The 11,348-nt window shown below is 65.3% G+C and carries 12 protein-coding genes; 9 read left to right on the top strand and 3 right to left on the bottom strand.

Going from position 1 to position 11,348, the window contains the following annotated elements; translation table 11 throughout:
• Window positions 1–12: 12 nt before the first annotated feature.
• Window positions 13–468, bottom strand: a complete 456-nt coding sequence (locus JN280_RS02850) for a baeRF12 domain-containing protein (protein WP_202310019.1) — start codon at window positions 466–468, stop codon at window positions 13–15.
• Between the two features lie 428 nt (window positions 469–896).
• Here JN280_RS02850 and cysG point away from each other — a divergent pair, with 428 nt between their 5' ends.
• The 6 genes from cysG to JN280_RS02820 all read left to right on the top strand — a co-directional run bounded on the left by cysG (window position 897) and on the right by JN280_RS02820 (window position 6,523).
• Window positions 897–2,357 (top strand): siroheme synthase CysG, encoded by a 1,461-nt coding sequence (gene cysG / locus JN280_RS02845; protein WP_202310018.1) that lies wholly within the window; start codon window positions 897–899, stop codon window positions 2,355–2,357.
• Window positions 2,354–2,662: a DUF2849 domain-containing protein gene (locus JN280_RS02840; protein ID WP_202310017.1), complete on the top strand. Its 309-nt coding sequence runs from the start codon at window positions 2,354–2,356 to the stop codon at window positions 2,660–2,662. The genes cysG and JN280_RS02840 overlap by 4 nt, the downstream gene beginning before the upstream one ends.
• A 33-nt stretch (window positions 2,663–2,695) precedes the next feature.
• A complete protein-coding gene (locus JN280_RS02835) occupies window positions 2,696–4,366 on the top strand; it encodes a nitrite/sulfite reductase (RefSeq protein WP_202310016.1) in 1,671 nt (556 codons plus the stop codon).
• Complete coding sequence (locus tag JN280_RS02830; RefSeq protein WP_202310015.1) at window positions 4,341–5,111, top strand: phosphoadenylyl-sulfate reductase; 771 nt, start codon at window positions 4,341–4,343, stop codon at window positions 5,109–5,111. The genes JN280_RS02835 and JN280_RS02830 overlap by 26 nt, the downstream gene beginning before the upstream one ends.
• Before the next feature lie 9 nt (window positions 5,112–5,120).
• Window positions 5,121–5,663, top strand: a complete 543-nt coding sequence (locus JN280_RS02825) for a DUF934 domain-containing protein (protein WP_202310014.1) — start codon at window positions 5,121–5,123, stop codon at window positions 5,661–5,663.
• 251 nt (window positions 5,664–5,914) lie between these two features.
• Window positions 5,915–6,523, top strand: coding sequence for a DJ-1/PfpI family protein (locus JN280_RS02820; protein WP_202310013.1), 609 nt, complete (start codon window positions 5,915–5,917; stop codon window positions 6,521–6,523).
• 61 nt (window positions 6,524–6,584) lie between these two features.
• On the opposite strand, the gene JN280_RS02815 is transcribed toward JN280_RS02820, so the two are convergent.
• Both JN280_RS02815 and JN280_RS02810 read right to left on the bottom strand, forming a co-directional pair.
• On the bottom strand, window positions 6,585–6,776 hold the full coding sequence (locus tag JN280_RS02815) for a hypothetical protein (RefSeq protein ID WP_202310012.1): 192 nt from the start codon (window positions 6,774–6,776) through the stop codon (window positions 6,585–6,587).
• 439 nt (window positions 6,777–7,215) lie between these two features.
• Entirely contained in the window at window positions 7,216–8,040 is an 825-nt protein-coding gene (locus JN280_RS02810) for an LssY C-terminal domain-containing protein (RefSeq protein ID WP_202310011.1), read from the bottom strand.
• Window positions 8,041–8,178: 138 nt separating this feature from the next.
• Here JN280_RS02810 and JN280_RS39915 point away from each other — a divergent pair, with 138 nt between their 5' ends.
• The 3 genes from JN280_RS39915 (at window position 8,179) to JN280_RS02800 (ending at window position 11,121) form a co-directional block, all read left to right on the top strand.
• Window positions 8,179–8,313: a hypothetical protein gene (locus JN280_RS39915; protein WP_274609062.1), complete on the top strand. Its 135-nt coding sequence runs from the start codon at window positions 8,179–8,181 to the stop codon at window positions 8,311–8,313.
• Between the two features lie 179 nt (window positions 8,314–8,492).
• Window positions 8,493–9,188 (top strand): CBS domain-containing protein, encoded by a 696-nt coding sequence (locus JN280_RS02805; protein WP_202310010.1) that lies wholly within the window; start codon window positions 8,493–8,495, stop codon window positions 9,186–9,188.
• Between the two features lie 223 nt (window positions 9,189–9,411).
• Window positions 9,412–11,121 (top strand): Na/Pi cotransporter family protein, encoded by a 1,710-nt coding sequence (locus tag JN280_RS02800; protein ID WP_202310009.1) that lies wholly within the window; start codon window positions 9,412–9,414, stop codon window positions 11,119–11,121.
• The last annotated feature ends 227 nt before the right edge of the window (window positions 11,122–11,348 follow it).

The raw sequence follows: 11,348 nt of genomic DNA, 5'->3' as shown, positions 1-11,348 counted from the left end.
CCGCCATGTCTTTCACCTGGCCCATTCCTGCTGCAGAAGGGCCTCGATCTGTGCGATCGGCATATTGGTCAGTGTTTTCGGCACTTCGCCGGCCACCTTGTCCTCCACCAGCTTGTGCAGTTTCTTGCGCATCTGACCCAGCACGGCGGGCGGCGCGACGAGGATGATCTCGTCGAAGGCACCGCGATGGGCGAGCTTGTAAAGCTGGCCGGCGATCTCTTCGGCAAACCGCTCCTTCGCGAGCATATGCCAGTCGGTGTCGTCCACCGCGCTCCTGTGGACGTTCGGCCCGTCGCTGTAGCGGCCCGGTCGGTCGGAGCCTTGCTCGCGGGTCGGAGGGTTTTCCTCCGTCACCTTCCTCGCGACGTCGAGATCGGGATGCACGGCGTCACCGCTGTTCTTGAGAAAGAGCGCCTTCTCGCCATCGGCTACCAAGACCCAGGTTCCGCGCTTCAGCTTGATGGTCATCGCGGTCGCTCCTTCCGTTTGCCGCTGTTGTTCCGTTGCGTGTCCGCCTGCGCAGAACGACTTGCGGAAGGCGAAGGTTCCGGCTCGCGCGGCAGCAACTCGATCTGCAGCGCCTTATTTCTACAAAATCAGTAGAAATTGGATATTCCTCATTTCCGGCAGCGGCAGCATCGACGCCCCTATTGTGGCCAAGGCGCAGCCGCTCACAAGCAAAAACGGTGCGGCATTGCCGTCCGGCGGCATATCCGGATTCCGGCGGGTCGCGGCGGGTGCTTGGAAGCCCGCGCGGAGGCGAGGAATAATTTTCTGCGGCCCCGGAAGGCTGCGGAAAAGAGTTTGCCTGCTTGGTTTCGGGGCGCGAGTGCGTTCCTTCTGCGTGGCAACGCCAGCCGGTACATATGCCGTCTATTGTTCCGGAACCCGCGCGCATGACGCAAGACCCTTCCAAGCTCAATGCCTTCCCCGTCTTCGTGCGGGTCGAAGAGCGCGTGGTGGTCGTTGTCGGCAATGGCGACGAGGCGCTCGCCAAGGCGCGCCTGATCGCCCAGTCGAGCGCCGCGATCCGGATCGTCGCCGACCGGCCGGAGCATGCTCTGGCCGACTGGATCGCAGCGAACGATGTGGCGCATATCCGCGCTCCCTACGACGCTTCCGCGCTCGACAGCGCCGTTCTCGCCTTTGCCGCGACCGGCGATGAAGCGCTCGACCGCCGCATTTCCGACGATGCGCGCGCTCTTTCAATTCCCGTCAACGCCGTCGACCGTCCTGAATGCTGCGACTTCTTCACCCCGGCGCTCGTCAACCGCGCTCCGGTCGCGGTCGCTATCGGCACCGAGGGCGCCGGCCCTGTGCTGGCACAGCTCATCCGCGCCCGCATCGACCAGATGCTGTCGCCTTCGCTCGGCCAACTCGCGACGCTTGGCAACTCCTTCCGCGACCTGGCCGAAAAGCTCTTGCCCAGGGGCAGTGTCCGCCGCCGCTTCTGGAACGACTTCTTCTCCGGCGCGCCCGCCCGCGCCATGGAAGTCGGCCATGCCGACGAGGCGCGCGAGGCCGCGGCCGAGCTGCTTTTGCGCCGCACGGCCGCGCGCGGCCATATCGCGCTGGTGGGCGCCGGCCCCGGCGCCGAGGATCTGCTGACGCTCAGGGCCCAGCGGCTGCTGATGCAGGCCGACGTCATCGTCCACGACGCGCTGGTGCCGGAGGCCGTGGTCGCCATGGGCCGCCGCGATGCCGAGCGCCTGCCGGTCGGCAAGCGCAAAGGCTGCCACTCGAAGAGCCAGCAGGAGATCAATGCGCTGCTGGTCGAGCTTGGCCGCCAGGGCAAACAAGTGGTGCGCCTGAAGTCGGGCGATCCCTTGATCTTCGGCCGCGCCGGCGAGGAGATGCAGGCGTTGCGCGATGCCGGCGTCTCCTATGAGGTCGTGCCAGGCGTCACCGCCGCCTTCGCGGCCGCGGCCGATTTCGAGCTGCCGCTGACGCTGCGCGGCGTCGCCTCTTCCATGGTCTTCACCACGGGCCACGATCTCAAGGGCGGCACGCTGCCCGACTGGGCGAAGCTCGCCATCTCGGGCGCGACTGTGGCCGTCTATATGGGCCGTTCGGTCGCGGCCGATGTCGCCGGCCGGCTGATCGAGGCGGGCCTGTCGCCTGACACGGCGGTCGCCGTGGTCGAGAACGCCAGCCTCTCCGGGCGCCGGCTGTTCCACGGCACGCTCGCCGATCTGCCGTCGCTCGAAGGGCGCGGCGATCTCTCCGGCCCGGTCATGACCATCATCGGCGACGCCGTCGCCGGCGCCAATTTCGCCAACTCCGAGCCGCTCACAACTCGGCGCACCGTCACCACGCCCGGACCCCAAGGGACCGCGACCGAAAGGACAGCAGCATGAAGATCCTGACCGCCAATCGCCTGACAGACGGCGAGGCCGTCTGGTACGCGATCGACCGCTCCTGGGCCGAGACCATCGAGCGCTCCGAGATCGCCGCCGACAAGGAGGCCGAGGCGCGGCTGGAAGCGGTCGGCAAGGCTGCGCATGACAACAACGAGGTGATCGACGTCAATCTCATCGACGTCGAGCTCGTCGACGGCGTGCCGGTGCCGACCCGGCTGCGCGAAAGGATCCGCGCCGCGGGCCCGTCGAACCGCAACGATCTCGGCAAGCAGGCCCGTCCGGAGCTGGTCCGGGCGGCGTGAGGAAACGGCCCGCGCGGCCGACGGAAGAGAACCATGTACCGCTACGATGAGTTCGACCAGGATTTCGTGAACGCCCGCGTCGCCGAGTTCAGCGACCAGGTGGATCGGCGGCTTGCCGGCCAGATCACGGAAGACCAGTTCCGGCCGCTGCGGCTGATGAACGGTGTCTATCTGCAGCTCCATGCCTATATGCTGCGTGTCGCCATCCCCTACGGCACCTTGTCTTCGCGGCAGATGCGCATGCTCGCCCACATCGCCCGCAAATACGACAAGGGCTACGGCCATTTCACGACGCGCCAGAACATCCAGTACAACTGGCCGGCCCTGTCCGACATGCCCGCCATCCTGGCCGATCTCGCCAGCGTCGAGATGCACGCCATCCAGACGAGCGGCAACTGCATCCGCAATGTCACCGCCGATCATTTCGCGGGTGCGGCGGCCGACGAGGTCGCCGACCCGCGGCCCTATGCGGAGATCCTGCGCCAGTGGTCGTCGGTCCATCCGGAGTTCTCCTACCTGCCGCGCAAGTTCAAGATCGCGGTGACGGGAGCCGAGCGTGACCGCGCCGCCATCCAGGTCCACGACATCGGCCTGCATCTGAAGAAGAACGAGAAGGACGAACTCGGCTTCGCCGTCTATGTCGGCGGCGGGCAGGGCCGCACGCCGATGATCGCCAAGAAGATCAGGGATTTCCTGCCCGAGGAGCACCTGCTCTCCTACACCACCGCCATCATGCGCGTGTACAATCTCCACGGCCGGCGCGACAACAAATACAAGGCCCGCATCAAGATCCTTGTGCATGAAACCGGCGCCGAGGAACTGGCTCGGCAGGTCGAGGTCGAGTGGGAGGCGCTGAAGGACGGCGAGCTGAAGCTGCCCGACACCGACATCCGCGCCATCGAGGCCTATTTCGCACCGCCGGCCCTGACGCCGCGGCAGGAAGGCGACGCCGCCGTGAAGCTCGCGCGCCTGGATTCGAAAAGCTTCTCGGAGTGGCTCGACCAGAACGTCGTCACCCATCGCCATCCCGATTACGCTGCCGTCACGATCTCCTTGAAGGGCATCGGCGAGGCTCCGGGCGACGCCACCGACAGCCAGATGGAGGCGGTTGCCGACATCGCCGAGAAATATGCCTTCGACGAGATCCGCGTCAGCCACGAGCAGAACCTCATTCTGCCGCATGTCGCGCGCGCCGATCTCAAGGCGGTCTATGATGCGCTGGTCGAGATCGAGCTGGCCACGGCCAATTCCAATCTCATCACCGACATCATCGCCTGCCCGGGCCTCGACTATTGCGCGCTCGCCAATGCCCGCTCGATCCCGATCGCACAGGAGATCTCGAAGCGTTTCGGCTCGCTCGAGCGTCAGCGCGAGATCGGCGAGCTGAAGCTGAAGATCTCAGGCTGCATCAATGCCTGCGGCCACCATCATGTCGGCCATATCGGCATATTGGGCGTGGAGAAGAAGGGCGCCGAGCTCTACCAGATCACGCTGGGCGGCTCCGGCGACGAGAACACCTCGATCGGCGAGATCATCGGCCGCGGCTTCGGCCCGGACGAGGTGACCGATGCGATCGAGACCATCGTCGACACCTATCTCGGCCTGCGCCTCGACCCGAAAGAGACGTTCCTCGACGCCTATCGCCGGGTCGGACCCGCGCCGTTCAAGGAGGTGCTTTATGGCAGCGAAGCCAAGGCTGCCTGAGGCGCCCGTCGAAGCCAATGTCGAAGCCGAAGTCGCGGCGGCAGCCGCCGCGCTCGACGCGCGTTTCGGCCATCTCACCCCGATCGAAGTCGTCGAGCGGGCAGCCCTTCACGACTTCGCCGGCGGCATCGTGGCGGTATCGTCCTTCGGGGCGGACTCGGCCGTGCTGCTGCATATGATCGCCGAGGTCGACCGCGGCCTGCCGGTGATCTTCCTCGACACCGGCAAGCATTTCGGCGAGACGCTGGAATACAGGGATGCGCTCATCGCCGATCTCGGCCTGACCGACATCCGCGTCGTCACGCCGGACGAAGCGGCGCTCGATCGCGACGATCCCGACGGAACGCTGCATGGCCGCGATACCGAAGCCTGCTGTGCGATCCGCAAGGTCGAACCGATGGCGCGGGGCGTCGAGCCGTTCCGTGCCTGGTTCACCGGCCGCAAGCGCTTCCAGGCCGCCACGCGGGCCGCACTTCCGGTGTTCGAATCCGTCGGCATCCGCACCCGCATCAATCCGCTGGCGCGGTGGACCACGGCCGACCTCGCCGACTATATGCGCCGGCATGCGCTGCGCGAGAACCCGCTGGTCGCCTATGGCTATCTGTCGATCGGCTGCTTCCCCTGCACCCAGCCGGTGAAGCCGGGCGAGGACGCCCGCTCGGGCCGCTGGGCTGGACAGGCCAAAACCGAGTGTGGCATTCATTTGGGTGGCCTCGACCGGTCGCTGGCCGGTCCCTCGATCTAGGAAATGTTCATGTCGCAACCGAACGCTGAGGCGGCAACCCGCCTCTGGACGCCTGCAGGCTTTCGCGAGGACGAGTGGCGCCATGCAGACTCTCCCGAGGCGCTGCTGGCCAATGGCCGCTTCGTCCTGCCGCTGCAGGTCTTCCTCGCCCTCGACGAGGAGACCCGCAAATCGGCGAAGGAGAGGCTCGGCGTGCTCCTGCAGCCGGGCGAACAGCTCGACGCCATCGCCGGCCTGCTCGACCAACTTACTCTCGTGGCGCTCGCCTTCCCGGCCTTCAATGACGGCCGCAGCTTCTCCAAGGCCGAACTCCTGCGCCGCCGGCACAATTTCGAAGGCCCGATCCGGGCGGTCGGCCAGGTGCTGATCGACCAGCTCCCGCACATGCTGAGGCTTGGCTTCGACGAGTTCGAAGTGTCCCACCCCGTGCTGATCGAGCGTCTGGAAAAGGGCGAAACCGGCGGCATTCCGCTTTATTATCAGCCCGCGACCAAGCCGGCCGCCGAACCCACCAAGGGCGCCGGCTATTCCTGGCGCCGCAGCCGCGGGTAGATCGGGCCAGGGCAGGCAGGCGCTCGACTTCAAAGCTCTGGCGCGCTGCATACCCCTCATCCGACCGCGCGGAGCCTGTCCTGGGGCTTGCCGAAGGCAAGACCCGTGGGCGCTCCGCGAGGTCGGATGGGGTATCCTGCGCGCCCAAATATTCCCGCTCCGTCGACTTCCTCTTTCCGCTATTCCGCCTTACGATGCCAAGAATTATTTCGCATACCGAAATAATTCTATCGAACGGGAGGAGAGAGAAAATGTCGGGCAAGAAGATCCTGATGCTGGTCGGGGAGTTCAGCGAGGAATACGAAATCTTCGTCTTCGAGCAGGCGATGCATGCCGTCGGACACACCGTGCATGTGGTCTGTCCGGACAAGAAGGCCGGCGAGGTCATCAAGACTTCGCTGCACGATTTCGAAGGCCACCAGACCTACACCGAGAAACTCGGCCACGACTATATCCTGAACAAGGGTTTCGCCGAGGTGAAGCCGGAAGAGTACGATGCCGTGTATTGCGCCGGCGGGCGCGGCCCGGAATACATTCGCATCGACAAGCGGGTGCAGGCGATCGTCCGCCACTTCCACGAGGCCGGCAAGCCGATCTTCACGATCTGCCATGGCGTGCAGATCCTGATTGCCGTCGATGGCGTGGTCCGCGGCAAGGAAGTCGCCGCTCTTCAGTATTGCGAGCCGGAAGTGACCCTGGCAGGCGGAAAATATGTCGACGTCGCTCCGAACGGTGCCCATGTCGACGGCAATCTGGTTTCGGCCAAGGGATGGCCCGGCCTTTCGGCTTTCATGCGCGAATGCCTGAAAGTGCTGGGCACGGAGATAAGGCATGGCGATCTGCGCAAGATTGCCGCCTGACCGCCGGAACGTCCTTTTCGCTTCCGGCTGCCCGCGCGGGTGACCTCAGGGATCGCCACCCTTACGATCTCCGCCTCTTCCGTTTCTCCGCGCGGTCGAGTTCGTCGAGCAGGTGATCCAGCGTCTCGGGAAGTTCCGGATCAACCTTGAAGAGCGGCATGGCGCGCAGGAACCGTTTGTTTTCGGCCGTGCCGATCTGCCGTCTGATCTGCGCCGATATCCGGGTCGGCTGGTTGCCGTTGCTGCGTGACATTGCCTCAAGCCCTATTGGAGTAAGAAACTCGTCCGCCCGGTCAATGGTTCCCGCAACGCAGCATCAGGGGCAAGAAGAAGCATGCAACAAGGTAAAATCTTACTTAAACTGTCGGTTTCTCGCGCCTGTGTCACGATGGCTTTGCTGCGTTCTCCGGCATTTCATCGCGCGGCCAGCCGGGGTCGACGATCCGAGCGATTCTGCAACGGACCCCGCTGCCGCCCCTATCGCGATGCCGTCAAGTGCGTTCATCAAGAGCAGAAGGGGTAGCCGCATCGCCAGGCCGGTGCTCTCTGGTTGGCAGATGATCGCGGGGTCCTCGGCGAGGAGGAACTGGGCGCCGACGTCTCCACGTTCAGAGATGCAGCGGTATGAGCCGCGCAGGCGATACCGGCTGATTGCGCAAGCCTCATCGAGCTGCTCCGCAGGTTCTGCTTGTTCAATACTCTGTCAGGCTGGCGAAGGCGATCGCACCATCGGTAACGTAGTGGTTGACATGCCCGATCTGCAAACGCGAACCGGATTGGTGAAGCGCGACATCCCCGATCACCCGCCTTGATCTCAGCTGGGCGACTATGTAGTCGCGTTCTGCATTTGTGTCCGAATCGGTGGCATGTGTAATCTGGAATGTTAACCGGGTCAGCGACAGCCCGGTATCTCTCGTGCCCGCCCCGACCCACAATACGCGCTGATCGGGCGGCGGTCTGTCCGTATTCAGCCAGAAGCTTGCTGCCGTCATATCGTCCCCGGAATGGGTGAGGCTCAGCGCCCAGAAACGGATGTGATGGCGTTTGCGCGGGCTGTTGTCGATGGGCTGCTGGAAACCGATGTCCTGCTTGCGCCCGAAGAGATAGAGGGTGCTGAAAGGAGCTGTGGGATACGGAGAATTGAAAAGGAACGCTCGCGTCATTCGCCAGGAGCTTGCGATATCAAGGCGATCGGCCGTCGACCAGCCCGCTGTCGCGAAAGCATCGCGGAGTTGTTGAAGTGTGCCGATGAGCACGAGATTTACGGGATCGCCGGGCAGCCCGTCTGCGGTGATCGTGTATCTGGGGATCAATCTCCGATGAAGGATCTTCAGGCCTATTCGGACGGCGTTTGGCAGGATGACATAGGCGGCCAGGCCGTATGTAAGGCTCACTGCCAGGATCCACGGCAATCTGTTGTCGGCGGTGTCGAAGACAACGAAGACGATCAGCCAGACGCTCAGCACACCCAGACAAAGGACGAGAAGCCTGTTGAACAGGCGGTTCAGGAATCTCAAGATATTCCTCCCATGCCGCGCCGGACGCGCGCGCCGTCGCCCTCATCCTTCGTCGCCGCCGGTCGAGCATGCCCCAATGGCAACCTACCGCTTCCTGACGGATCTCCCGGCGGGACACGTCACCACGGAGAGTTCATCATGGCGTGGGACGAGGGCAAGGACAATTTCGTAAAGCATCCTCCCGATGCGACCGTCTCGGTCCCCGCCGGTCACGGCCTCAAAATCGAGCAAGCCGTGGTGGCCTCGATGAAGCAGCCCAGGCTTGATGCCTGACCTTCGAGGCGCTTGAAGCAAGCCCTGGCGGCGCGAGCAGAGCAGCTACCCTGTTCATCGGCTGAGGAGCCGGCCTTGGCGGCGACGCAGGGTCGCGGCCCGGTGGGCATTCTGAGGGGTAGTTGCAGGCGACGATCCGACCTAATCTGCATGGCCCCGGTCCACCCCAGGAGACAGCCATGAAAGCCAAGGACGTCATGACGACCAAGGTCGTTACCGTCTCGCCCGACCACAGCATCAGGCACGCGGCGAAGATCATGATGGAAAATGGCGTCAGCGGTCTTCCCGTCGTCGACGACGAGGGACGGCTGGTCGGCATCATCAGCGAAGGCGACATGCTGCGCCGGACGGAACTGGGGCTCGAAGGCATGGTCCTGCCGGAACAGGAGCAGGCCGATCGCGAGCAAAGAGCCAGATCCTACGTGAAGGCGCATTCCTGGCGCGTCTCAGACGTGATGACGCCGGCTCCCGTTGTCGTCGGCGAGGAGGCGTCGCTCGCCCGCATCGCCGCCTTGATGGGCGAGCGCGAGATCAAGCGCGTGCCCGTCCTCCGCGACGGCACGCTCGTCGGCATCGTCACCCGGGCCGACCTACTCTATGCGGTCGCCACCGCGAAATTGCCCGACACCACCCGCGGCGACGAAGCCATCCGCCGCAGCATCCTCGCCCGCTTCGACGAGAATGCTGGCTTGCAAGACCTGAACATCTCCGTCACCGTCGCGGACGGCATCGTCCATCTGTGGGGAGAGGTCGACGCCGAGGAATGCCGGCGGGCAGCGCGCGTCGTCGCCGAAGGCGTGCGGGGCGTGGAGGGCGTGGTCGCGCATTTCTCCACAACGGAGCAGGAGGGCGGCGAACGGCGGGACGCTGGCTGAAAGCAAGGACCCCGCAGCGGCTTCCCCCATCCGTTCCGGACGCTTCTCCTCAGGAAGTGTCGTGATTGTTGCGGTCACGTATCGGTGCCCGCTCTGATGTCTGCAGATCTGAGGGGTTTTCGGAAACGGGGAGCGTCGGTGCAGCGGCGGGCTATCGGCATAGTGTCGGCTGGCGCCATGACGCCGACGAGCTTGAGGCCGAAGCGGAGGGGAGGAGACGGGCATGTCGACGGCAATTGCCATTCTCGGAGGCGTCGGGCTCTTCCTGCTCGGCATGGCCGTCATGACCGACGGCCTGAAGTCTCTGGCGGGATCGGCCCTGCGCACCGTCCTCGCCAAAGCAGCCGCCACGCCGCTCTCCGGCGCCTTCTGGGGCGCGGTCGTCACGCTGCTCGTGCAGTCCTCAAGCGCGGTGACGATGACGACGATCGGCCTCGTCAGCGCGGAGCTTCTGACCTTTTCGCAGGGGCTTGGTCTCGTTTTCGGCGCCAATGTCGGCACGACGGGTACAGGCTGGCTCGTCGCCCTGATCGGTGTCCGCGTCTCGCTTTCGGCCTACGCGCTGCCGATGATCTTCGTTGGTGCCTTGGCCAAACTGCTGGCGGGCGGACGGATCGCGGCGGCCGGCGGTGCGCTCGCAGGCTTCGCCTTGGTGCTCTACGGGTTGACGACGCTCCAGCAGGGCATGGGCGGCCTCGCGGAGAGCCTGCATCCGTCTGACCTTCCAGCGGTGCTGGGCGCGCCAGGGGTTGGCTGGATCGCAGGGTCGGTCGGCCTCATGACCCTTGTCGTCGTCGGCCTGGCGATGACCGCGGTCATGCAGTCCTCGACGGCCGCCATCGCCGTCACCATTTCGGCCTTCTACGCCGGGGCAGTGAGCCTGGAGCAGGGCGCGGCTTTGATCATCGGCCAGAATATCGGGACGGCGACGAGCTCCGCATTGGCGGCCATCGGTGCCGGTACGATGGCGAAGCGCCTCGCCCTCGCCTATGTGCTGTTCAAGGCGATAGCGGCGCTCATAGCGATCGTTGCATTTCCGTTCACTGCGGCACTGATGAATGCCCTTGTCGCTTCCGTCGACGGGGTGACGCTTCTTGCCGCCTACCACACCGCCTACAATGTCGCAGGGGTCGCGGTGCTCCTTCCGGCGACGCAGTGGTTCAGCCGCATCGTGGAGCGGCTCCTGCCGTCCAGCCAGACGGCGCTTCAGCGTGCGCTGGACCCAAGCGCGCTGGTCAGTCCGGTGATCGCCGTCGAGACTGCCCGGCGTGTCGTGGCGGATGTCCTCTCGACAACCGCCGCCTCGGTCTCGGCGGGGCTTTCGGGCGGGGCCGGCCCTGTGGCGCGGGAAATAGCGGCGGCCGCCGCCACGCTGGGGGAAGTGCAGGATTTTCTGACCGCTCTGAAGGAGCCGCCCGGGACGGAGAATGAGCGGCTGCGCATGACAAGCACGCTGCATGCGCTCGATCACGCTTCACGTCTCGTGGAGATCCTGATGGACGACGGGCCCGCAAGGCGGCCGATCGGAACGTTCCACGACCTTCGCGCCGGCGAATTGTGCGTAGAGGCTCTGCGAGGGGCACAGGTGATCGGGCGCTCGATCACCTCGGAATCCGCGCTGGGCGCACAGGCGGCACCGATCGGTTGGAGCGTTTCGCCCAAGGTCGCCGCGGCCCTTGCTGACGCGGAGGGTGCGGCCAAGGCACTCGACGCCCTGCAGCGGGACCACCGTGCCGCGACCCTCGCCTCCGTCGCTCCGGGCAAGCTGACTGCGGCGGATGCCTTCGCGCGGATCGAAGCCTCACGACGGCTCGACCGGCTGGCGCATCATGCGTGGCGTTCGGCGGCCCATCTCCTCGGCCGCGGCGCGCACGACGATCAGGGTCCGGTGGCCCGGCCAGGGAGCGCCGCGAGCGAAAAGGCACGTGGATGAGCTCGACCGAGGGCCGCGGCTTCAGGCGCTGACCCAGCGTCGTGGCACGTGAGGCTGACGGCAGAGGTCGAGAGGCAGGCTTGCCAGCGGCTTCGCGACATCATTCGCGCCAGATCGGTGTCGGCATCGCTTCGAGGAGGGGCGTTCGTGAGAACCGCGCGGACAGACGGACAAACCCCCTGGCCGCCGCGCGGCTTCTGAAGCGAGCCTCGATGAGTTCGCGGACA

The sequence above is a fragment of the Mesorhizobium sp. L-8-10 genome, from assembly GCF_016756635.1.
In the GTDB taxonomy this organism is placed as follows: domain Bacteria; phylum Pseudomonadota; class Alphaproteobacteria; order Rhizobiales; family Rhizobiaceae.
The sequence above is the reverse complement of the archived record's forward strand: the minus strand, read 5'-3'. Positions and strand labels throughout refer to the sequence as shown.